The sequence below is a fragment of the Pseudalkalibacillus sp. Hm43 genome (assembly GCF_054170705.1).
The window spans coordinates 2,706,769-2,727,997 of record NZ_CM135129.1 but is presented as its reverse complement, the minus strand read 5'-3'; the positions used below and the strand labels follow the sequence as shown (position 1 = coordinate 2,727,997).

At 46.1% G+C, this 21,229-nt stretch carries 22 protein-coding genes; 2 read left to right on the top strand and 20 right to left on the bottom strand.

Annotation, left to right across the window (positions count from 1 at the left end; all coding sequences use genetic code 11):
- Nucleotides 1-6: 6 nt before the first annotated feature.
- Nucleotides 7-948 carry an alpha-E domain-containing protein gene (locus ACXQIQ_RS14385; RefSeq protein ID WP_439301674.1) on the top strand — a complete coding sequence of 314 codons (942 nt, stop codon included), beginning with the start codon at nucleotides 7-9 and terminating at the stop codon, nucleotides 946-948.
- On the top strand, nucleotides 945-1,814 hold the full coding sequence (locus ACXQIQ_RS14380; protein WP_439301675.1) for a transglutaminase family protein: 870 nt from the start codon (nucleotides 945-947) through the stop codon (nucleotides 1,812-1,814). The genes ACXQIQ_RS14385 and ACXQIQ_RS14380 overlap by 4 nt, the downstream gene beginning before the upstream one ends.
- Nucleotides 1,815-1,832: 18 nt before the next feature.
- Here the strand turns inward: ACXQIQ_RS14380 and ACXQIQ_RS14375 are convergent, their stop codons facing one another.
- From ACXQIQ_RS14375 to ACXQIQ_RS14280, 20 genes are all read right to left on the bottom strand, one after another.
- Nucleotides 1,833-2,732, bottom strand: coding sequence for a DUF1028 domain-containing protein (locus tag ACXQIQ_RS14375; protein WP_439301676.1), 900 nt, complete (start codon nucleotides 2,730-2,732; stop codon nucleotides 1,833-1,835).
- 206 nt (nucleotides 2,733-2,938) lie between these two features.
- Complete coding sequence (locus ACXQIQ_RS14370) at nucleotides 2,939-3,628, bottom strand: ABC transporter ATP-binding protein (RefSeq protein ID WP_439301677.1); 690 nt, start codon at nucleotides 3,626-3,628, stop codon at nucleotides 2,939-2,941.
- Nucleotides 3,628-4,008, bottom strand: a complete 381-nt coding sequence (locus tag ACXQIQ_RS14365; protein WP_439301678.1) for a GntR family transcriptional regulator — start codon at nucleotides 4,006-4,008, stop codon at nucleotides 3,628-3,630. Before ACXQIQ_RS14365 ends, ACXQIQ_RS14370 begins: the two co-directional genes overlap by 1 nt.
- Before the next feature lie 3 nt (nucleotides 4,009-4,011).
- Nucleotides 4,012-4,812 carry a hypothetical protein gene (locus ACXQIQ_RS14360; RefSeq protein WP_439301679.1) on the bottom strand — a complete coding sequence of 267 codons (801 nt, stop codon included), beginning with the start codon at nucleotides 4,810-4,812 and terminating at the stop codon, nucleotides 4,012-4,014.
- Between the two features lie 310 nt (nucleotides 4,813-5,122).
- Complete coding sequence (locus tag ACXQIQ_RS14355; protein ID WP_439301680.1) at nucleotides 5,123-5,941, bottom strand: peptidoglycan DD-metalloendopeptidase family protein; 819 nt, start codon at nucleotides 5,939-5,941, stop codon at nucleotides 5,123-5,125.
- Between the two features lie 313 nt (nucleotides 5,942-6,254).
- Nucleotides 6,255-7,286 carry a stage II sporulation protein D gene (gene spoIID / locus ACXQIQ_RS14350; RefSeq protein WP_439301681.1) on the bottom strand — a complete coding sequence of 344 codons (1,032 nt, stop codon included), beginning with the start codon at nucleotides 7,284-7,286 and terminating at the stop codon, nucleotides 6,255-6,257.
- A gap of 567 nt (nucleotides 7,287-7,853) precedes the next feature.
- Entirely contained in the window at nucleotides 7,854-9,176 is a 1,323-nt protein-coding gene (gene murA / locus ACXQIQ_RS14345; protein ID WP_439301682.1) for a UDP-N-acetylglucosamine 1-carboxyvinyltransferase, read from the bottom strand.
- A 33-nt stretch (nucleotides 9,177-9,209) separates the two neighbouring features.
- Complete coding sequence (locus tag ACXQIQ_RS14340) at nucleotides 9,210-9,959, bottom strand: YwmB family TATA-box binding protein (RefSeq protein WP_439301683.1); 750 nt, start codon at nucleotides 9,957-9,959, stop codon at nucleotides 9,210-9,212.
- A gap of 188 nt (nucleotides 9,960-10,147) precedes the next feature.
- Nucleotides 10,148-10,378 carry a DUF1146 family protein gene (locus tag ACXQIQ_RS14335; RefSeq protein WP_439301684.1) on the bottom strand — a complete coding sequence of 77 codons (231 nt, stop codon included), beginning with the start codon at nucleotides 10,376-10,378 and terminating at the stop codon, nucleotides 10,148-10,150.
- Nucleotides 10,379-10,612: 234 nt separating this feature from the next.
- The gene (gene nuoN / locus ACXQIQ_RS14330) at nucleotides 10,613-12,106 is read right to left on the bottom strand and encodes an NADH-quinone oxidoreductase subunit NuoN (RefSeq protein WP_439301685.1); all 1,494 of its coding nucleotides are present in this window, start codon (nucleotides 12,104-12,106) and stop codon (nucleotides 10,613-10,615) included.
- Nucleotides 12,103-13,629 carry a complex I subunit 4 family protein gene (locus ACXQIQ_RS14325; protein ID WP_439301686.1) on the bottom strand — a complete coding sequence of 509 codons (1,527 nt, stop codon included), beginning with the start codon at nucleotides 13,627-13,629 and terminating at the stop codon, nucleotides 12,103-12,105. The genes nuoN and ACXQIQ_RS14325 overlap by 4 nt, the downstream gene beginning before the upstream one ends.
- On the bottom strand, nucleotides 13,629-15,491 hold the full coding sequence (gene nuoL, locus ACXQIQ_RS14320) for an NADH-quinone oxidoreductase subunit L (protein ID WP_439301687.1): 1,863 nt from the start codon (nucleotides 15,489-15,491) through the stop codon (nucleotides 13,629-13,631). The genes ACXQIQ_RS14325 and nuoL overlap by 1 nt, the downstream gene beginning before the upstream one ends.
- A 15-nt stretch (nucleotides 15,492-15,506) precedes the next feature.
- A complete protein-coding gene (gene nuoK / locus ACXQIQ_RS14315; protein WP_439301688.1) occupies nucleotides 15,507-15,821 on the bottom strand; it encodes an NADH-quinone oxidoreductase subunit NuoK in 315 nt (104 codons plus the stop codon).
- Entirely contained in the window at nucleotides 15,814-16,332 is a 519-nt protein-coding gene (locus tag ACXQIQ_RS14310; protein WP_226547453.1) for an NADH-quinone oxidoreductase subunit J, read from the bottom strand. The genes nuoK and ACXQIQ_RS14310 overlap by 8 nt, the downstream gene beginning before the upstream one ends.
- Nucleotides 16,329-16,748, bottom strand: coding sequence for an NADH-quinone oxidoreductase subunit NuoI (gene nuoI, locus ACXQIQ_RS14305; RefSeq protein ID WP_226547454.1), 420 nt, complete (start codon nucleotides 16,746-16,748; stop codon nucleotides 16,329-16,331). The genes ACXQIQ_RS14310 and nuoI overlap by 4 nt, the downstream gene beginning before the upstream one ends.
- 13 nt (nucleotides 16,749-16,761) lie before the next feature.
- Nucleotides 16,762-17,763 (bottom strand): NADH-quinone oxidoreductase subunit NuoH, encoded by a 1,002-nt coding sequence (nuoH, locus tag ACXQIQ_RS14300; RefSeq protein ID WP_439301689.1) that lies wholly within the window; start codon nucleotides 17,761-17,763, stop codon nucleotides 16,762-16,764.
- On the bottom strand, nucleotides 17,763-18,863 hold the full coding sequence (locus tag ACXQIQ_RS14295; RefSeq protein WP_226547456.1) for an NADH-quinone oxidoreductase subunit D: 1,101 nt from the start codon (nucleotides 18,861-18,863) through the stop codon (nucleotides 17,763-17,765). The genes nuoH and ACXQIQ_RS14295 overlap by 1 nt, the downstream gene beginning before the upstream one ends.
- Before the next feature lie 3 nt (nucleotides 18,864-18,866).
- The gene (locus ACXQIQ_RS14290) at nucleotides 18,867-20,087 is read right to left on the bottom strand and encodes an NADH-quinone oxidoreductase subunit C (protein WP_439301690.1); all 1,221 of its coding nucleotides are present in this window, start codon (nucleotides 20,085-20,087) and stop codon (nucleotides 18,867-18,869) included.
- Nucleotides 20,084-20,602 carry a NuoB/complex I 20 kDa subunit family protein gene (locus tag ACXQIQ_RS14285; RefSeq protein WP_439301691.1) on the bottom strand — a complete coding sequence of 173 codons (519 nt, stop codon included), beginning with the start codon at nucleotides 20,600-20,602 and terminating at the stop codon, nucleotides 20,084-20,086. The genes ACXQIQ_RS14290 and ACXQIQ_RS14285 overlap by 4 nt, the downstream gene beginning before the upstream one ends.
- A complete protein-coding gene (locus tag ACXQIQ_RS14280) occupies nucleotides 20,593-20,967 on the bottom strand; it encodes an NADH-quinone oxidoreductase subunit A (protein WP_439301692.1) in 375 nt (124 codons plus the stop codon). The genes ACXQIQ_RS14285 and ACXQIQ_RS14280 overlap by 10 nt, the downstream gene beginning before the upstream one ends.
- Nucleotides 20,968-21,229 lie beyond the last annotated feature (262 nt).

Here is a 21,229-nt window from a genome sequence, read left to right as displayed (position 1 = left end):
GCATACATGCTAAGTAGAGTATCGAATTCATTGTATTGGATGTCACGGAATATCGAGCGTGCAGAGAATACGGCCCGCTTGATCTCTGTGCGTCTGATCGGAAGTATTGAACATAAGGAAAACCATTGGGACGAGCTCATTTCGATTATCGGAGCGAACGATGATTTCGAGGTGCGCTATGACCGTTATGACGCGAAGTCGGTCATGGACTTCATGTCGTTTTCGAATGATAACCCGAACTCAATCTTGAACTGTGTAAAATTAGCCCGTGAGGATGCACGTGCGATTCGTGAAATCATCCCGCAGGAGCTTTGGGAAATGATCAACGCCTTCTATTGGGAGGTAAAACAATACAAGTATGAGAACTGGTCGGCAGAAACGATCGATGATTTTTATCAGATGATCATCCGCAACTCCGCCTTGTTTCAGGGGATGGTCGAGGCGACGCTCTCATTCGATGAAGCTTATCTTTTTATCAAAATGGCGAAGTTCATCGAGCGCGCGGAGAAAACGTCTCGTATTTTGAACATCTTCTATTACCGATCTGAAAATGTTGAGCATAACGATCCGTCGTTGTACCGTCACTGGTTCGCTGTGTTGCAATCAGTGAGTGGGCACGAAGCTTACTTGAAAAAACACCATCCGTTCATTACTGGTGAGCGTGTCATCGAATTCCTTCTGTTCGACGATGCCTTCCCGCGCTCGATCAAGTATTGCGTCGAGCAAGTGTACCAGGTTTTCCAAGAGCTTGAGAACGGGAAAATCGAGCACTACTCGGAAGACTTGCATGAGCTGATCGCGAAAATGAGGCACAACTTCAAGTCGCGTTCGGTCGTTGACGTCATCACCGAAGATATTCATGAGTTTTTACAAGAGTTTCAGTCCAACTGCTTCCAGCTTGGGCGCTTGATTAACAAAACCTACTACTTAGGAGAAGTCGGTGTATGAAATATCGGGTCACCCAGCATACGCACTACACATATGAGCACCCAGTGAGCCAGAGCATCAATCAGTTCCGATTGAAGCCGATTGATGACTTGAAGCAGGAATGCATCTCTTTTATAAAGGAAATTACGCCTGATGTCCCTTCTTACGTCCATTATGACTATTGGGGCAATCATGTCGAGACATTCTATGCTTGGGAAGACCATGATGAGCTTCTCCTCGTGACGACGTCTGAAGTGATGATCGATCCGTATGCGTTCAAGGAGGCGTACACGTTCAGTTCTCAGATGAACGATGCGCTGTTTTCTCCAGGGTTCCGCCAGCAATATGCGGAATTTCTGATGACGACGAATTATACGACGCTTCCCGCTGAGATTTGTGAAGAAGTGACCGCTCCGTTATGGAATGAGGCGGCGAATCCGTTCGATTATGTAAAAATGGTGAATAAGTACATTTACGATACTTTCACGTATGAGCCGGGCCGCACGACAGTGAATACGACAGCCGCTGAGGCTTTAGAAGAGAAAGTCGGGGTCTGTCAGGACTATACGCATCTCATGTTGGCGCTGTGCCGATACCGCGGGATTCCAGCACGTTATGTAAGTGGTTATCTGTATATCGGTGAAAATTCCGCCATGCGTGGAGATGCCGCAACTCACGCGTGGGTCGAGGTAAAGCTTCCGACAGCGGGATGGGTCGGATTCGATCCGACGAACAATGTGCTGGCAAAAGATCAGCATATCCGAATCGCCGTGGGTCGGGATTATTCCGATATCGTACCGTTGAAAGGCGTTTACCATGGTGGTGTTCAAAAACTCGAAGTGAAAGTCAGCGTACATGCGCTGGAGGAAAATGCATTGGTTGAGTAAAAGATAAAGCGTAAGGGCTCACACCCTCACGCTTTTTTCGTGTCCTCTTTGTAGGTATTCGAGTATTTCTAAATCGATATAGCCTCGTTTTTGTTCGCGTTCTTCGAAGTTCTCCTGGTGGATGTAGACGCGGAGAGCGTCGAAAACCGCATCCTCATTATGCTCGTCGCTTCGTTCAAGGAAACCGAGCCGCTCCAGCTCGAACGTAAGATTTCGGTAAACGTTACCTTCGATTTTCGTGATCTTTTCTTCTTTTGAACGTGAAAAATAAAGCTGGTGAAGCTCATGGAGCCGAATCAATTCTGAGATCGGTTCAGGGTGGTCATCTACTCGGAGGTCGATGGCACGGTCGTTGTATCCACCGTATCCGCCCTTTTCTTTTACGACTAAAAGAGCTGCCGATTGCTTTCCACGACTGTCGCCACCGGCATGTTGACCAGCGTTGAGCGCTTTGAGTAGCCGCTCTGCTAAGGTTCCTTCCGTTGTTTCGAACGTCTTCCCCATTTGCTCGACCGTTTCCTGGTTGACGAGGATGTTTCCTTGCGCGGCGTAGTTCGCGCCTGTTCTTCCGCCTGCCCAATCGTAGCACTTCGTTCCGGTGAAGGTCGCTGCATTTCCTTTTGCATCAACGATCCCGACTTGACGAAGCTCCCGTTCCTCATCTTTTTCCGTTAAGAGCTGAATGGCCTCTTCAGCCGATTTTCCAGATGCCATGTGTTCGAGTCCTTTAGATCCGTAAGAAGTGTTCGCAAACGACTGTGTCGCAACCGCTCCAACACCAGCCTTCGCCCACGGTACAACAGAACCGACACCAATGAACTTCGATTGAACAGCAATACCAAGTTCCTCTGTTTCCGGGTCATAACCAACGATCGAAAAGGTCGCTACTAAATCCTTTGGAATCTTACCTGTGTACATAACGACAACTCTCCCTCCTTTTCATTACCCACATAATTCTCGACACCCACCCCATACCCCTTTTTTCAGAGCCTGACACATTCATAGAACTTTGTACCAGGTACTGATGTAAAACCCTTGGTATTACTAGAATCATAAACAGTGCCAGGTACCGATTGAAATCCCTTGATACTACTGGGTTCATTTTCTGTACCTGGCACTAGTTTTTATTCGTATACTTTGGTCATCCATTCGACGATGCTGAGTCCGTTGTCGATGCGGAGCTGTTCGACGTTGTGGTGGCCGATGATGTCTCCATCTTTTATGGCAATGACTTCGTCGAGCACCATTTCAAGTTCTCGAATTTCGTGTGTTGTAATCAGTACAAGCTGTTTTTCCAAATCGATAAATGAGATTAGTCCTTTTACAATCGAGTCTCGGACCATTGGATCGAGGCCGGATAACGGTTCATCCATTAAGATCACTGGTACTTCACGGGCTAGGGTCAATACAATTTTCAGTCGTCCACGGTTTCCTTTGGACAAGTGCTTCAGCTTCGCATTGCGGTCGAGCTTCATGAATGTTCGGACCTCTTCCGCTTTTTCCATATTGAAGTCTTCAAACTGTGAAGCGAAGAAATCAATCGTTTGCCCGACATTGTAGAAACCATAATATTCATCGAGTTCCGACAAGTAAGAGACCTGGCTCGCGATACGTCTCGTCGCTACTACTCCATTCACAGTTACGGAGCCTTTGGAAGGTTGCGTCAGACCTGCGATCAATTTCATCGTTGTCGATTTTCCGCTTCCATTTTCACCGATCAGTCCGATGATCTTCCCTTTTTCCAGTTCAAGGTTCACATCTTGCAATGCGACTTTAGATAAATATTTTTTCGTTACATTGTTCAGTTGAATCATTATGTCTGGTCTCCTTTCTGATCATGGAGAAAATGTTGCAGTCCCGCTTCAATCTCTTCATCCGTGTATCCCATCTCATGCATTCCTTTTACAAACTGAGAGATTTCATCTTGCTTGAGTCTTTCTCTCATCGTGTTCAGGATGTCTTGGTTCTCTGTTACAAACGTTCCTTGACCTCGCTTCGATTCCACGATTTCCATCCCCTCCAGCTCTCGATATGTTCGTTGGACTGTATTTGGATTCACGTTGACCTGCAGCGCCAAATCCCGAACCGAAGGGAGTTTGTCTCCAGGTTTCAATTCTCCTCGTAAAATTTGCCGGTTGATCCGATCCGCCAATTGACTGTAGATCGGTTGAGTGGATTGAAAAATGTCTGTCATCGTTTACACCTCAACTTTTCGGTCCAGCATCCAAGCAGTGATGGAGAACAAGATCAGAGCAATCGCAATTCCAAATACGTATTCACCAGCATAAGCGCTCATGTTACTCATTTCGCTCGTAAATTCGCCGCCATCTGGACCGATGTCAGTTTTGAACTCTGGAAACTTTATTAATTCAGATACATTGATTTTTCCCCACATCGTCAGCTTTTGATAGAGCCACGAGTCTGTAAACCACCCATAAAGACTGGATGTGACGATGGCGACGATGATGATGAGCACCGAACTTAAGAATGGGGAAATGTAGCGTGTGAATAATAGATAAATCATCCAATAGAACATGAACCAAATTGCTAAATCGAGTGCGAACACAAAGAAATGCAATCCGATAATCCAAGCGTTGTCGTAAATGACCGACCATGGAATTCCTTTTGAAAAGTTTTCTGAAAGGTTTGCTGCAGTGAAGAACACACTCAGTGTGAAGATTGTGGTTACTGCCATGGAAATCAGCCCGGCTACGATTTTTGCTAAAAGCAATGCGTAAGCTGGCAGTGGATTGTGAAGCCACAGGTGCAGTTTTTTTCGTTCAGATTGGAGACTCCACAATAAATAATAAGTCAGGTAAGCGATTTGCGCTCCAGTCGCGCCAAACGAAACGCTCGCCAGAACTTCCCACGTGTAACCTCCACGATAGCCAAAGAATGTAGCAATTGAAGCGACGACAATAAATGCGATTACCGGTACCAGAAACGCAGTAAACCCTAAACGCAATTCCTTCTTCGTCAAACTTAACCAAGCATTCATGTAATTGTTACCTCCTAATGTACCGAAGTATTAGTGTACTAGTTAAATAATACACTGGTACATATTTCTAAGTCAATAGGTAATTAACCATTTTTTGGAGGAGGAATGGAAGGGGACTTTTCTTCTCGTACCAGGCACCGATTTTAAACCGTTGGTATGGCTGGATTTAAGAAGAGTGCCAGGTACCAAAAGAAATTCCTTGATACAAGCGGGTTCACTTTTGGTACCTGGCACTGCAAGACAAAAAGAAAAGCCCTGGACTTTGTCCAGAGCTTTTGATCGTTGGTTTAGTTTTGACGCAGTTTTGGTTTTATGCGTCTGATTGGTCTTCATCCTCAGTTGAGTTTTCCTGTGGTGAAGCGTCGTCGGTTTGGGTTTCGTTCGCATTTTCGTCAGCTGGGTCTACATCAGCGTTTTCCTCAGCTTCCGTGTTTGTTTTGTTGACGTCCTGTTTTTGATCAGGAATGTCAGTGACGGATTTGTTGAAGTATGCGTCCGGATTGACGGCTACGCCATCCTTACGTACTTCAAAGTGTACGTGCACTTTCGCTTCTTTATCAAGAAGGTTCATTCCCGCTGTTCCTAGAACAGTTCCTTGTTTAACAGTGTCGCCTTCTTCAACTTGAAGGTCTGCAAGGCTAGAGTAGTGTGTCATGACTCCATTGTCGTGTTCGATGTGAACAACGTATCCAAGTAGAGGTTCTTGAGTTGCTTTTACGACTTTACCACTTAAACTTGCTTGTACTTCAAATGGTTCGCCGCTCTCAGTAGCATAGTTGATTCCTTTATTCTGGAAGTAGGTATTATTATAGAATACGAGAGCTGCTTCTTGTTCTGCTTCTGATGCTGCGCTGTCATAGAACTTCTTTTGTACTTCGACAGCTTTGTCATCGACTGGAGATTTAAATACCTCTGCATCTGACATTACTGGTACTGAATCTTGATCTTCATACCCGATCGGGTTAGCTTTTTCTTTAAGATTTTCCCCAATCGTGTTCTGATACCAAAGGACAGATGCTAGAATCACTGCTGCGAACCCAAGATATACTGCCGGATAAACCCAACGCTTCTTTTTGTACCACTTACCTTTAAGAGGATTGACTGATTTTTGTTTTTCTTCTTCTCTCATGGTTATCACCTCAGCAACATTGTTGGCACATTTTTCAAAATATATACATTCCGGATATTTTTTCCTGAATAAATTTTCGACAAACAGGGGAAAGTAACGGGTTGCCTGGTGTGGCGCATGGTTTGCGCTCTAAATGAACCATGCTTTAAGAACAATAAAAACCACCGCTGAAGTTTCAGCGGTGGCTACCTTCTATTCTGTACCTGGTACGTTTTGAGAAGCGTTGGTATCATTGATGAAATAAACAGTGCCAGGTACCAATATGTGGTTGTTGCCCTGTAAGGCTTCCCAATCGGTACCTGGCACTTCATTTTTATTTTTGGGCGGTCAGCTTCGTTGTGTAGGCTTTCGTGTCGGTGATTTCGACTCCGTTGTAGTAGTGTTGAACAATCTTTGCGTAGTCCTTACCTTCTTGCGCCATTCCGTTGGCACCGTATTGGCTCATTCCAACGCCATGACCGTACCCACGGGTTTGAACGATGACTTGATCCTTCTTTTTCAAAATCGTAAAGTCAGAGGATTTCAAGTTCAGACTGACTCGGATATCCTTCCCACTCAGTTTCTTTCCGTTAATATCAATTACATCAATATAATTCCCTGAAGTTCGTTTGACGATTTTCCCAATCTGACCATCTCCAGAAAGTTTTACATTTAATTTGGATTCCACTTCTCCAACGGAAAATGCTTGTTGGAAGAAATACTTCGGTGAATCTTTATCCCAAGGACTATCCACACTTCTCAAATACGGGAAAGCGCTTGACCAGTAATCTTCCGAGTTTTGCGTTTGACCGTTGCTTGTTGAGAAAAACAGCGCTTCAATCGGTTTTCCATCGTAGGTGATGATTTTACCTTCAGTCTCTTTTACGGCTTGTGTGATCTTTTTGATTTTCCAATCGTAATCCTTGCCCCATATGTTTTGAAGATCTGCATCGTTTTTATAAACTTGATGAATGATGGCGTCAGTGATGTCGGCCCCTTCCGGTAAGTTCATATCGGTCGGGTTCAAAAGCATCTTGATGATGTACGTTCTTGCCGTCAATGCCTGGGCTTTCAATGCTTCCATTTCAAAATCAGCTGGCATCTCTGCTGCGACGACTCCTTTTACATACTCTTCAAGTGGTAGGGTCTCAATGGTTTTGGCAGCCGTCTTATAAACCGAAACGTCGACATCAGAATTCAAGACAATCGGTTCATCTGTCGTTACTCGGTCTGATTGCACAGGCTGGTTCATCTGCTTCGTCTCATTTCCGAATGGCATGACAATCATGGCTGGCAGTAAAATGATGAGTGCAAGAAGTCCAATGATGAGAAGGTAGAATGGCATTTTGTTAGGAATAGGCTTCATAGGCAATCCTCCAAATTTGACGGGTTATAGTATAGCTTATGGGCTTGGACAACCATTTAGAACCGTTGCCACCCACGATTCGACCCCCGTCAGTGTTCAAAAACAGCATGTCCCATACTATTCAATGGTAAACTTAATTAGAAGACATGATGATGTAAAAAAGAATCCCTCGTAAGTCATAGTTAATGGAAAAAGACGACTTTTGGCCGCCTTTTCATTTCATAGATTGAAGGATTCGGGATTATAGACCCAATTTGAAGAAATATAAGCCTGATTTGAAAATTATAATCCAAATTCAGAAATTATAGACCCGTTTCAGGGATTTATAATCCAAAATCAGAAAATATAAACCAAACGCAGTTGGAATACCGAGTCTGTACCAGGTACCGATCAGGAACCCTTGATACCACTCACTCCTCAACAAGTGCCAGGTACCGATCAGAAACCCCTGGTACAACTGGCTTCTAAATCGGTACCTGGCACCACTTCATCGAACTTCTTCTCTACTTTAATGCAAAAAAGCCATCCTCCATAGTTGGAGAATGGCTTTTCTTAATAATCCATGTATTATGCCATGTTTGGCTTTGCGTTAAGTGTTTGTTCTTGTTGTTCAGCCACAATTTCTTCTGTTTCTTCTTTCACACGTTCAATGTCTGCACCGAGTCCGGCTAATTTTCCAGAGAAATCGACATATCCGCGGTCCAAGTGCTGTAATTCAGTCACTCGTGTATATCCATCTGCAATCAATCCAGCAAGGATTAATGCAGCTCCTGCTCGTAGGTCTGTCGCAGCAACTTCTGCACCTTGCAGTTTTGCAGGTCCATTCACGACTGCTGAGCGTCCTTCGATTTTGATATCACCATTCATGCGGCGGAATTCTTCCACGTGCATGAAGCGGTTTTCAAATACCGTTTCAGTAATAACACTTGTGCCTTTCGCAGCAAGCAATAGAGCCATCATCTGAGACTGGAGATCCGTCGGGAATCCAGGGTGAGGCATTGTCTTGATGTCGACCGGCTTCAAAGTTTCAGGTCCGACGATACGTACGCCTGCAGGTGTTTCTGTAACAGATACACCCATTTCTTCAAGCTTTGCTACCAACGGAGTCAAGTGTTCCTGTTGAGCGTTCGTGATCGTCACGTCTCCACCCGTAATAGCAGCAGCGACCATGAAAGTTCCTGCTTCAATACGGTCTGCGATGACAGTGTGATCCGCTCCGTGCATTTCCTCGACACCTTCGACTCGAAGTGTGCCAGTTCCAGCACCGTAAACTTTTGCTCCCATTGCGTTCAAATAGTTCGCTAAGCAAACAATTTCAGGTTCTTTCGCGACGTTTTCAATGATACTTGTGCCTTCTGCCAATGCAGCGGCCATCATGATATTTTCAGTGGCACCTACACTTGGGAAGTCTAAATAGATCTTCGCTCCTTGTAAGCGTCCTTCTTTTTTCGCTTCGATAAAGCCGTTTCCGATCTTCACTTCGGCACCCATCGCTTCGAAACCTTTCAGATGCTGGTCGATCGGTCGAGAGCCGATTGCACAGCCGCCTGGCAATGCGATTCTTGCAATTCCGACTCGAGCAAGCAATGGTCCCATGACTAAGAATGATGCTCTCATTTTACGTACATACTCAAAAGGTGCTTCCGTCTTCAAAGTCTTAGATGCGTCAACCTTGATCTGGTTGTTCCCATACTCCGCATCAATGTTCAAATGACGTAAAACTTCTTGAATCGTATATACATCGGCAAGTGCCGGTACTTCCGAAATTGTACTTGTTCCTTTACTTGCTAAGATAGATGCTGCGATGACAGGCAGTACGGCATTTTTTGCTCCTTCTACTTTAACGGAGCCTTCTAACCGCCTACCACCACGGACGATGATTTTTTCCAAGATATTCCCCTCCGCGTCCAATTTATATAAATATTAATATTCAGTCGTTATGATCGGTGTTCCAATAGTAATGGTTGTCTTTCCGCCTATTCCGTTATTTCGAAGTCCAATTTGTAAGTTCATCTCTTGTTGTTTCGTTGCTATGGATTGCTTCCATTCGTCAGTATATGCTGATAAGGACAGAAATGTCTCTTCGTTTATTGATTCGATGATCGTTGCGTCAAATGACTGAACGAGTTGTTTCGCCAATTTTTGCAAAACAATACCCATTGTAGCACTCTTCTCACCTTTGACACAAGTATAAATTGTAGGATTCTTTCCGATCAGCAATTGGACTTTCTCCCTATAGATAGGCCTATAAGCGTCCCACTCCTCTGGGTCCCATGCTGTCCCCATAACTTCATAGATAATGTACGTCATGTACTGTCCTTTGTGGGGGTAAGCAAACAGGGTAACCTTTTCAGTTAATCCAAATGAGTTATTGGTATATCCGGATACCTTCCAATGCTCATTTGTTTCGTCAACCTCATCCCACCGAAACTCTGGTGTTTTTGCCTGCAGGCTTTCTACTAACAATACATACCCGACAAAATCAGATATAAAACCCAAGTCATTTTTACCATATAATGACCAGTTCTGGATGGATACCCCAGATTCTGCCATGACACGTGTGATGTCCTGAAGCTCTCGATCCGTCCAATCGGATTGCTTCGCTTCAGCACCTGAAAAGCATGCAAGCAAAATCGCCAATGTCATCCATAACACAGTAAGCTTCCGGTTCATCTTCCCCACTACCTCTCCCGTTCGATATGAGTACAAAAAGGGCTGAATTTTTGTACAACGTCTCTACTACCATTTTTGCCCTTAGATGGAGACTCATACATGGAAGATGTAGTCAAGAACCGACATATTATGTACAGATCCTCTTGTTCGTAAAAAGTTGCTTGCAAAAGCCTTTATTCCATTAGACGTTAAAACAAGTATTGAAGTTGCAATGACCAAGATAAATAATTCATGAAAAATGTGCTGACCAATGACGCAAGTGCAATCGTGAGCAAGATCATCAACAATCTTGCTTGTACCACTTTTCCACTCTTTATAAACTTTTCAATGTGAAGTCCTTGAATCGCCCACCATGATACAGCTAGAAAAACCAGGTTGACGATGATATTTAACAAAGACTGTTGTCCAAAAGGCTCCATTTAGGGACCTCCATTTCAGGTTCTCTATATTTTTCGACAAGATCTTTATGTTTCCTTCAGTATATTGCATCTTTTTACAAATTACACCTTTTGTCCTACATAGTTGTTATTTCCCACGCAATATATGACGATTTCCTCGAAAATGATGTCGTTTGATGAGTGTAACATAAGCGACAGGGTGAATTTCGAACAAAAAATGCACCCCATTCTACTGGAGTGCATTCTTCTGTCGATTTATTTTACGAACAACTGACTCATGTCGAATCCGTTATGGAAAAATTCAAGCGCAGCAGCTGGATAAACGCCGAACGCGATCGTTCCAACCGCACATACAATCATGACTATGAGCATGCCGACTGAAGGGCGAATCCGCTCCAGTATTCCTTTTCGGAAATACATGTGCACAAGCACGTTGAAATAGTACACGTACGAGACAACGGTCGTCGCAATCATGACCGACGCGAGGACGTAGTGGCCCGTTCCGAGCGCGCTCATGAAGATTCCGAACTTCCCAATGAACCCAGCCGTAAATGGTAAGCCCGCTAAGGAAATGATGAACACGGACATCATCACAGCTACAAATGGTGAGCGTGCATATAACCCTGAAAAAGCGGTCATGTCTTCTGACTTCTCCCTTTCCGTCACAAATTGGATGACAGCGAAAGCCCCAATGTTCATCAATAGGTAAGCGAGTAGATAGAACCAAGTCGCTTTAAAGACCAACAGAGACAAAGAGACGAAAGGTACAAGCACGTAACCTGCGTGCGCGATACTTGAATAAGCGAGCATGCGCTTAATGTTCCGTTGCCTTAACGCGATGACGTTTCCAACGATCATCGTCACGCCCGCTACAAATGCGATATAAGGCTGTAGATCCAGGACGACCGTATTGTGCCAGCCTTGCACCGACAAGAAACTGATCAAGAATATTTTCAAAATGAGCGCAAAGCCAGCCGTTTTCGAAACGACACTCAGGAATGTCGTTACTGGCGTCGGTGAACCTTGATATACATCCGGTGCCCACATATGGAACGGTGCGGCTGCGATTTTAAAAGAAAGACCGACGAGCAGCATGACGAACGCCATAAGCAATAAGAACTTATTCTGCTCAACGATTGGGCTGGTCAATCCTTCTGCTATCCCGTATAGATTCGTCGTACCGGTCAAGCCGTATACATAACTCATCCCGAACAATGTAATTGCAGTGGCAATCCCGCCGTTCACAACGTATTTGAAGGCTGCTTCATTCGACTGCAAGTTCTTCTTCCTTATTCCAGCTAGAATGTAAGAGGAAATCGATAGTAGCTCGAGCCCTACAAACAAGGTAATCAAGTCGGCACTGGACGCCATCATCATCGCACCGAGTAGCGCGGTCAATAAGAGGTAGAAGAATTCCCCCCGGTACTGCCAGTTGTGCTCACCTTCATAATCCATCGCGAGTACTAGGATCAGTCCGGTCGCAACAAGGAACAGCAGTTTGAAAGCAAGTGCAAATGAATCAAAGCGATACGTGTCAAAAAGAATGGACGTTGTCGGCTCGCCAATCTGAAAAACGGCGAAAACGATCGCCACCACGACACCAAGCAATCCGAGAAGTGCGAGCGGTTTGCGGCTAGCCTTGGCCGGCATGAACAAATCGATCAACGATAACAGAGTCGCGACGATCAAAATCGTAAATTCCGGAGCCATGATGCCCCAGTCGTAGCTGAGTAATTTTTCTAATGTCATGTGATCGCCCCCTTACCTGCCATCATGGCTTCAATCGTAAGGTGCAACATATCAGACAGCACTGCCGGATAGACACCGATTAAGATGATGAAAAAGGTGAGAATCAACGCTGGCAGCCATTCGACGAAACGGCCTTCTTTAATCGTGCCGAGCGCTTCTTTCGTTTCACCGAACGTGATCGTCAACACAGCTCGTAAAATATAGACAGCTGTCAGGATGATACCGAGTGTTCCGATTGCGGCTAAAACTGGCATCGTCTTGAACAATCCGAAAAAGGCCATGAATTCACTGACGAATCCGGACATACCCGGCAATCCAAGTGACGCCAATCCTCCAGCAAGTAAGAATCCAGCAGTAATCGGCATCATCTTCGCCAGCCCACCGAGATGGGTGATGAGTGATGTGCCCGTGCGCTGATATATCAACCCGACGAGGAAGAACAGCAGCGCGGAAATCAATCCGTGAGAGATCACTTGGAACATCGCACCCTGGATTCCGGCTTCAGTCAAACTCCCAAGTCCGATCAACACTATCCCCATGTGAGACACACTGGAATAGGCGAGCACCTTTTTAAAATCAATCTGAACGAACGCGATGAATGCGCCGTACAACAAGTTGATGACGCCGAGCAATGCGATCCAGAATGCGATCTGTTCAAATTCACCCGGGAAGAAACCGAGTCCGAATTGATACAGTCCATAAGCACCGATTTTCAAAAGGATGCCTGAGTGGATCATCACGATGGATGGTGGTGCTTGCACGTGTACTTGTAGCATCCACGAATGTAGCGGTACAATCGGCAGCTTTACACCGAGCGCTACAAGCAAGGCAATCAACAGTCCCATGCGGAAGTTATCACCTAAATAGTAACGTTCGAGCATTTCCGGGGGTTGACTCAGGAACGCTGATAACCCCGTAAAATTCATCGTACCTGACTTCATGTACAGAATGATGAAGACGATCAGCAAGATCGCTGAGCCTAATCCGTTATAAATCAAAAAGCTGTAAGCGGCCTTTTCCTTATCAAGATAACCCCATTTTCCAATCAGGAAAAACGTCGGGATCAACGTAATTTCAAAAAAGATGAAGAAGAGCAATAGGTTCTGAGAAGCAAAGACGCCGAGCATTCCTACCTCGAGGAGAAGGAATAACATGAAGTATCCTTTCCACTGGTCTTTGATCCAAACCGACGTTGCTGCGGCCAAAGTTGAAACGATCGCCGTCAACAACATCAACACAACCGACAATCCATTGACGCCGAGGTCATACTTGATCGTGAAATCATTCCCGTTCGGCTGTCCCTGAATATTGAAATCGATCCACTTGTACTGTTCAGCGAATTGAAGCGTTTCTTTCGCTGTGTCGAAACCGAAATAGACGAAGAACGCCAATACTAATGGTAAAAGGGTTGCCAATAAACCAATCCACTTGATAAGAACTTCATCCGTTTTCGGGACGAATAATAAAACCAAAATACCGAGTAACGGGGAGAAAATGAGTGCTGATAGAAGTATAGAATCCATTACGTCAAGTACCCCCCTAACCAGGCGACGATCAGCAACAGGATCGCCATGCCGGCGAATGCAACGGACCCGTAAATTTGAACCTGTCCGTTGTGTACTTTGGAGCCGATTTTACTGAACCAGCTGACCACTGAAGCAACCAACTGGACTAAGCCTTCAACGACGAACCGATCGACATAGTACCATAAATAACTGAAGCCTCTCGTTCCTTTAACAAAGCTATAATCATATGTTTCATCGATAAAATATTTATTTAATAAGATGTAATGGAAATCCGGTGCGGACTCTGAAAGTCGAGCGACCTTTTTCTTTGCATAGACGAGCCATGCCATGAAAATACCGAGCAACGATACGCCGGTTGCGACGACCGGAATCCACCAGTGCGTTTCATGGTGATGAATGTCCAAATACTGATTTTGTGCCAGGTAGTCTCCTAACACGGTCGCCATTGGTGTATTGATATATCCGGCAACAATCGCAAGAATACCGAGAACAACCATCGGGAACACCATCACGCCAGAAGATTCGTGCACCTTCAGTTTCTTATCCGAGCTGCGCGACTCGCCTGTGAAGACGAGGAAAAACAGTCGGAACATATAAAAGGCGGTCAGGAATGCTGCAACGACTGCGACCCAGAACAGTCCGTAACGACCATCTGCATAAGTCGAAGCTAAGATTTCATCCTTACTGAAAAATCCGGATAACAGAGGCACGCCTGAAATTGCCATCGCTCCAATCAAGAAGAGCGGAGCGGTCCATTTCATCTTTTTCCATAAGCCACCCATCTCGTGGATGTTTTGGGTATGTACCGCGTGGATGACGCTACCTGCTGCCAGAAACAGCAATGCTTTGAAAAAGGCATGTGTCGTCAGGTGGAAAATTCCTGCGACATATCCAGATGATCCGAGTGCAAGCATCATGTAGCCTAACTGGCTGACTGTTGAATAGGCTAAAACCCGCTTGATATCCGCTTGAGCAAGACCGATCGTCGCGGCGAAAATCGCGGTGAAGCCACCTACGACCGCAACCGTCGTCATCGCCGTTTCAGATGCTTCGAACAACGGGAACATCGCAGCGACCAAATAGACCCCGGCTGCTACCATCGTAGCGGCGTGAATCAATGCGGAAACCGGTGTCGGACCTTCCATCGCGTCCGGTAACCATGTATGTAACGGGAATTGACCTGATTTTCCGATTGCGCCGACAAAGATCAGAATGGCTGTGAGTGTGATCCATCCTTCTGATATATCGCCACCCGATACGGCATCGAAAATGACATCAAGCTCGAAGCTTCCGACTTGCCAGAACAGGAGAATCATCCCGATGAACAAGCCGACGTCCCCGATACGCGTCATGATGAACGCTTTCTTCGCGGCTTCACGCGCATCTCTTTTATAAAAGTAGTATCCGATCAATAGGAACGATCCGACTCCAACGAGCTCCCAGAAAATGTACAACTGAAGCAAGTTCGGCGATATGACCAATCCGAGCATCGCGAATGTGAACAAGCCCAAATAGGCGAAAAAGATCGGAAACCTTTCATCTTTGTGCATATAGCCTTTCGAATACACTTGTACTAAAAAGCTGACAAGCGATACGATGACGAGCATCAAGGCATTCAACGGGTTGACCAGATATCCGACGGTCAGAACCGTATCGCCGATCGCAAGCCATTCCATCGTTGCTTTTACCGATTCTCCACCCCACTGCCCTGCGAAAATGACGAGTGAGAGGATGAGCGAACCGAAAGTCAGCAATGAGCCGACCAGTGCGGACGCTTCTTTCAACCTACGACCAAACAATAAGAGAAGGACGAAGGATAGAAGCGGTAGTGCGGGTATGATCCAGATGATGGGATTCATGTTTCGGCCTCCTCCTTATCGTTTCAATATATCCATCTCATCTACGTTTACGGTCTTGCGGTTACGGTAGAGTGCAATGAGGATTGCAAGTCCTACCGCTGCTTCAGCAGCTGCGACGGTAATCGTAAACAAGGAAAAAATTTGTCCCGTGATACTTGGGTTGATACCATACTTCGCGAACGCAACAAGGTTGATATTCACTGCATTCAGCATCAATTCAATCGAGATCAGGACGATAACGGCATTTCGTTTCGTCAGTGCCCCGTACAATCCGATGCAAAAGAGGATTAAAGCAAGGACAAGATAAACCGATAAAGGGACACTACTCATTGTCCTCCGCCTCCTTTTCATCATCCCGCTTCGCCAGTACAATCGCACCGACTAATGCGACCAACAACAGGACGGATGTCAATTCAAATGGAATGACGTATTTTGAATAAAGTTCAATACCGATTTTCTCAGCGTTATCAACATGCAGCTCCGTCGCCTGCTCTCCAAAGCTCAAGTCATTGATCTGGAAGAACATGATCGCGAAAAAGACACCGATTCCGGTAAGCACCAGAATCAATTTCGGGAGCCCGATTTTCGACTCCGTCTTATCGTCATGCCGCGTGAGCATGATTCCGAACAGCATGATGATCGTGATTGCGCCCGAGTAGATCAGGATTTGCACGAATGCGAGGAATTCCGCTGACAGCATGATGTATAATCCTGCAATTGATAAAAATGTAAACACGAGAGCGATGACCATGTGCACGACCTTCGTCAGGTTCAGCATCAGCACACCGCTACCGATCGCGACGAGCGCGAGGATGAAGAATAAGATCAGTTCACCATTCATGCCTTATTCTCCCTTCGAACATTCGTGTCGTTTTCATCGAGCCATTCCAGGTTTTTGAACAGCTCATCACGGCTATATTCCGCAAGCTCGAAATTGTTCGTCATGACGATCGCCTCTGTCGGGCAAACCTCTGTACATAAGTCGCAAAGGATACAAATTTCGAAGTTGATGTCATACGTATCGATGATTTTCCCCTTTTTGTTCGGGTCAGGGTGCTTCTTCCCTGTCAGCTCGATGCAATCGGTCGGACAGATGTTGGCACATTGGTTACAAACGATACATTTCTCCGGATAAAACTTCTGGATTCCGCGGAATCGGTCTGGCATATCGATCGGTTCATCCGGGTACGAATACGTCACGTTCTGTTTGGTCAAATTTTTCAGTGTGTATTTTAACCCTTTTACGAGTCCTTTCATTGCAATCCCTCCGTTAGAACCAGATTTCCTTGATCACCGCGCTGATAAAAATGTTGAGCAAGGCTAACGGTAATAGTACTTTCCATCCAAATGACATGAGCTGATCGGCACGGAGACGCGGTAACGTCGCACGGAGCCAGATCATAATAAACACGATGATGCTGAATTTGATTGCGAACCAGATGACCCCTGGTATGAATTCAAGGAACGGAACCGGGTTCCATCCTCCGAGAAAAAGAATCGTCGTAATCGAAGCCATTGCAAACAAGTACACGTACTCTGTGAGCATGAAGAACGCCCAGCGGAATCCGGAATACTCGACATGGTAACCTGCGACAAGCTCAGACTCGGCTTCTGGTAAGTCAAACGGTGTACGGTTCAACTCAGCAACTGAAGCGACGAGGAAGATGAAGAACGCAAGTGGCTGGACGAACAAGTACGCCAGATTTTGTTGCGCTTCAACGATTTCCACAAGGTTCAAGCTTCCTGTCAGCAGGATGATTCCGATGACCGACATGACAAGTGGTACTTCATATGAAATCATTTGGGCCGCCGAACGCATGCCACCGAGCAAGGCGTATTTGTTGTTCGATGCCCATCCACCCATCAGGATTCCGACGGTTGAGATTCCAGAAATCGCGATATAGTAGAGAAGTCCGATTCCGATGTCAGAAAATCGGAGTGACTCGGAAAATGGAATGACCGCAAGCACCATAAATGCGGGTGCAAAAGCGATGATCGGTGCCAATATGAATAGCGGTCGATCCGCCGCTTTCGGAATGGTATCTTCTTTTAATAAAAGCTTCAGAACGTCAGCTACGGTTTGCAGGAGTCCAAGCGGTCCACCGACTCGGTTCGGTCCGACACGGAGCTGCATGAACCCGATGACCTTACGCTCTGCTAAGATGGCGTACGTTACGAATCCGAGTACCATCATCAGTAAGCCTGCGCCAAGTGCAAAAAAGATCAATGTACTCAAGTATGAAGGTGCTGAATAAAGCAGTTCTTCAATCATCAGCCGTCAACCTCCCCGAGTACAATGTCGATGCCGCCAAGGATCGTGATGAGGTTCGCGATGTTTTCGCCTTCCAACAGCTTCGGTAATATTTGCAGGTTATAAAACGACGGTCTTCTGAATTTCAACCGGTATGGCTCTTTTTTGCCTTGTGAAGCGATATAACAACCAATTTCACCACGAGGGGATTCGATTCGTACGTAAGTTTCTCCCGCCGGTGGCTTGATGATCCGTGGAACCTTCGCCATGATGTCCCCTTCAGCCGGGAACTGCTCGACAGCTTGTTCGACGATCTTCAACGATTCTTCGATTTCCGCCATTCGGCATTGGTAACGTGTCCACGCATCGCCACCGTCGAAGACCGGAACATCGAAGTCAAATCGGTCGTACAGTGAATACGGTTCTTTTTTACGAAGATCCCAATCGACTCCTGTACAACGGAGGTTTGCGCCACTCAAGGAATAAGCGAAGGCGTCTTCCTTCGTGTAATAGCCAACTCCTTTTACACGGTTCAAGAAGATTTCGTTTCCGCTGATCAGGTCATGGTAACCTGCTAGTTGTTTACGCATGTGCGGTACGAAGTCACGGACTTTCTCGATCCATCCTTCTGGGGCATCCCATTTCACACCGCCGACACGCATATAGTTGAACGTCAGGCGGGCACCTGAAATTTCGTTCAACATGTTGATGATCATTTCACGTTCGCGGAACGCATACAGGAACGGGCTCATCGCCCCGATATCGAGTAAATATGTACCGAACCAGACGAGGTGACTCGCAACCCGACCAAGCTCCATGACGAGAATACGTAAGTAATCCGCGCGTTCCGGGATTTCCATCTCCATCATCGTCTCTACCGCATGACAGATGATGTAGTTGTTCGTCATCGCAGATAAGTAATCCATCCGGTCTGTATAAGGGATGATCTGCGTATATTGCAGGTCTTCTGCTAGTTTCTCGGTTCCACGATGGAGGTAACCGATGACCGGCTTCGCTTCCTTGATGATTTCTCCATCAATTTTCAGGACAATACGGAAAACACCGTGCGTACTCGGATGCTGAGGTCCAACATTGAGGAGCATTTCTTCTGTACGGATCATAGGTTACACCTCCACATCGTAAGGTTCATAGTCTTTGCGCATCGGGTAGCCGACCCAATCATCCGGCATCAGGATCCGCGTCAAGTTCGGATGACCTGTAAAATGAATGCCGAGCAAGTCGTACGCTTCCCGCTCCGGCCAGTTTGCACCAGGCCATAGAGGTGCAAGTGAAGCGACTTCAGGTTTGTCCCGATCGACTTTCACTTTCAGTGCGACAGGCTGGTTGTTTTTGAAGGAATACATATGGGTATAGACTTCCATATGGGTCTCAAAATCGGTTCCATGCAATTCGCTTACATATTCAAAACAGAGCTGTTCGTTGTATTTCATGAACTCAGCCAATTTATAGTAGTTTTCATGTTTCGCAACAAGCGTTGGCACATCTTTTGCCAAACGGTTAATATATGAATCTTCTAGGATGTCGTCGCCAAGATTGTCTTGGATGACCTTGACGTACTTGTCTAGGAGGGGTTGATTAGGTGATGGCTTTTCTTCGACCGGTGCTTCTTCCTTTTGGTCACCGGACGCTTGCTTTGCTTTGGCAGCAGCAGCGGCTTTCGCTTTTGCCTTTGCGGCAGCGATTGCTTTCGCTTTTTCGTCATCGCCGTCTCCGCCACCGGATTTTGCAGCTTTTGCCTTAGCAGCAGCGGCAGCCTTGGCCTTCGCAGCGGCAATCGCCTTTGCTTTTTCATCGTCAGAAGCTCCACCAGACGCTTGAGCTTTCGCTTTTGCAGCGGCAGCAGCTTTGGCTTTAGCGGCAGCTGCGGCCTTAGCCTTGGCAGCGGCTGCAGCTTTGGCTTTTTCGTCAGCTGGTGAGTCTGCTTGAGCAGACGACTCTTCGGCTTCTTTAGCAGCTTTGCGCTCGGCAGCCTTGCGTTTCGCCTCTTCCACAGCTTTACGCTTCGCTTCCGCTTTCTCTTCTTCGGTCATTTCAGAAAAAGGTTTTTCGGCTGGGGCTTCAGAGGTTTCAGCCGCTTCCTTCGCTGCCTTCTTTTCTGCAGCCTTGCGCTTTGCTTCTTCGACGGCTTTTCGTTTCGCTTCCGCCTTCTCTTCTTCGGTCATTTCAGAAAAAGGTTTTTCGGCGGGGGCTTCAGAGGTTTCAGCCGCTTCCTTCGCCGCCTTCTTCTCGGCAGCCTTGCGTTTCGCCTCTTCCACGGCTTTACGCTTCGCTTCCGCCTTCTCTTCTGGCGTCATCTCGGAGAACGGTTTGTCTTGATCGCTCATTTATCGGTCACCCGCTTTCCTGTCTTAGCTTCATAGCGGATTTTTTCTTGTAGTTTATTAATTCCATAGATGAGTGCTGCCGGGTTTGGCGGGCAGCCAGGAATATAGACGTCGACCGGTACGATCTGGTCGACTCCTTTTACAACAGCATACGATTTTATGTATGGTCCACCGGCAGTCGCGCATGAACCCATGGCGATGACCCACTTCGGTTCTGGCATTTGGTCATAAAGACGCTTCAGGACTGGCGCCATTTTTTTCGTAACCGTGCCGGAAACGATCATCACGTCCGATTGACGCGGTGATGTACGGAATATAGATCCGAATCTGTCCAGGTCATAGTGGGAAGCTCCAGTTCCCATCATTTCAATGGCACAACAAGCCAACCCGAACGTGAGGGGCCATAGGGAGTTGCTTCGAGCCCACGCTTTCACTTGTTCGAGCGTGACAAAGAATACATTTTTCTGGAGTTCCTGATGGTCTTGCGGGGAGATATCTTGTAATCTTACATCCATTTTAACACCTTCTTCTTCCACGCATAGATGAGTCCGATCAACAGCATCACAATGAAGATTGTCATTTCAATCAATGCAAAAATTCCTAGTTTCTCATAGGCCACAGCCCATGGATATAGGAAGACGGTCTCTACATCAAAAATGACGAACAATAACGCGAAGATATAATAGCGTACGTTATATTGCACCCAGCTTTGATGAAAGGGCTCTATCCCACTTTCATAGGTTGTCTGTTTCTCTTTGTTCGGTTTTGACGGCCGAAGAATTTTCCCGGCTGTCAATGCGACCACAGGCAACAGTATCCCTAAAAGCAGGAACATGAGGACGACCAGATAATTGTTTTGATACAGGTGATAGAGCTCCATATGTACCTCCCGAATCTGTCATTCAACGTTATTGTTAGAAAGTTTTAAAAATTGTAATCGTTATCAATTATACCAAATACCATTTTGGGTGTCGACACGGTGTGGAATAAACAATACCATAATAAGTAAATGATACAAGCGTAGGATTTATCCCTTTTCAGTATCGGTTATTTTCCTCATTTTTTTACCTCTTTTTTCATATAAAAGAGGAATGACCCTAAAAAAGATACGCTGGCCTCACAAAAAACCACAGCTGCAGTAA

Excerpts from the sequence above, each read along its gene's own strand:
- ACXQIQ_RS14385 (WP_439301674.1), top strand. The coding sequence starts at position 7 with ATGCTAAGTAGAGTATCGAATTCATTGTATTGGATGTCACGGAATATC.
- nuoI (WP_226547454.1), bottom strand. The coding sequence starts at position 16,748 with ATGAAAGGACTCGTAAAAGGGTTAAAATACACACTGAAAAATTTGACC.
- ACXQIQ_RS14280 (WP_439301692.1), bottom strand. The coding sequence starts at position 20,967 with ATGGAGCTCTATCACCTGTATCAAAACAATTATCTGGTCGTCCTCATG.
- ACXQIQ_RS14360 (WP_439301679.1), bottom strand. The coding sequence starts at position 4,812 with ATGAATGCTTGGTTAAGTTTGACGAAGAAGGAATTGCGTTTAGGGTTT.
- spoIID (WP_439301681.1), bottom strand. The coding sequence starts at position 7,286 with ATGAAGCCTATTCCTAACAAAATGCCATTCTACCTTCTCATCATTGGA.
- nuoL (WP_439301687.1), bottom strand. The coding sequence starts at position 15,491 with ATGAATCCCATCATCTGGATCATACCCGCACTACCGCTTCTATCCTTC.
- ACXQIQ_RS14375 (WP_439301676.1), bottom strand. The coding sequence starts at position 2,732 with ATGTACACAGGTAAGATTCCAAAGGATTTAGTAGCGACCTTTTCGATC.
- nuoK (WP_439301688.1), bottom strand. The coding sequence starts at position 15,821 with ATGAGTAGTGTCCCTTTATCGGTTTATCTTGTCCTTGCTTTAATCCTC.
- ACXQIQ_RS14340 (WP_439301683.1), bottom strand. The coding sequence starts at position 9,959 with ATGAACCGGAAGCTTACTGTGTTATGGATGACATTGGCGATTTTGCTT.
- ACXQIQ_RS14310 (WP_226547453.1), bottom strand. The coding sequence starts at position 16,332 with ATGAATGGTGAACTGATCTTATTCTTCATCCTCGCGCTCGTCGCGATC.
- ACXQIQ_RS14335 (WP_439301684.1), bottom strand. The coding sequence starts at position 10,378 with ATGGAGCCTTTTGGACAACAGTCTTTGTTAAATATCATCGTCAACCTG.
- ACXQIQ_RS14380 (WP_439301675.1), top strand. The coding sequence starts at position 945 with ATGAAATATCGGGTCACCCAGCATACGCACTACACATATGAGCACCCA.
- ACXQIQ_RS14355 (WP_439301680.1), bottom strand. The coding sequence starts at position 5,941 with ATGAGAGAAGAAGAAAAACAAAAATCAGTCAATCCTCTTAAAGGTAAG.
- ACXQIQ_RS14325 (WP_439301686.1), bottom strand. The coding sequence starts at position 13,629 with ATGGATTCTATACTTCTATCAGCACTCATTTTCTCCCCGTTACTCGGT.
- ACXQIQ_RS14295 (WP_226547456.1), bottom strand. The coding sequence starts at position 18,863 with ATGATCCGTACAGAAGAAATGCTCCTCAATGTTGGACCTCAGCATCCG.
- ACXQIQ_RS14365 (WP_439301678.1), bottom strand. The coding sequence starts at position 4,008 with ATGACAGACATTTTTCAATCCACTCAACCGATCTACAGTCAATTGGCG.
- nuoN (WP_439301685.1), bottom strand. The coding sequence starts at position 12,106 with ATGACATTAGAAAAATTACTCAGCTACGACTGGGGCATCATGGCTCCG.
- nuoH (WP_439301689.1), bottom strand. The coding sequence starts at position 17,763 with ATGATTGAAGAACTGCTTTATTCAGCACCTTCATACTTGAGTACATTG.
- ACXQIQ_RS14285 (WP_439301691.1), bottom strand. The coding sequence starts at position 20,602 with ATGGATGTAAGATTACAAGATATCTCCCCGCAAGACCATCAGGAACTC.
- ACXQIQ_RS14290 (WP_439301690.1), bottom strand. The coding sequence starts at position 20,087 with ATGAGCGATCAAGACAAACCGTTCTCCGAGATGACGCCAGAAGAGAAG.
- ACXQIQ_RS14370 (WP_439301677.1), bottom strand. The coding sequence starts at position 3,628 with ATGATTCAACTGAACAATGTAACGAAAAAATATTTATCTAAAGTCGCA.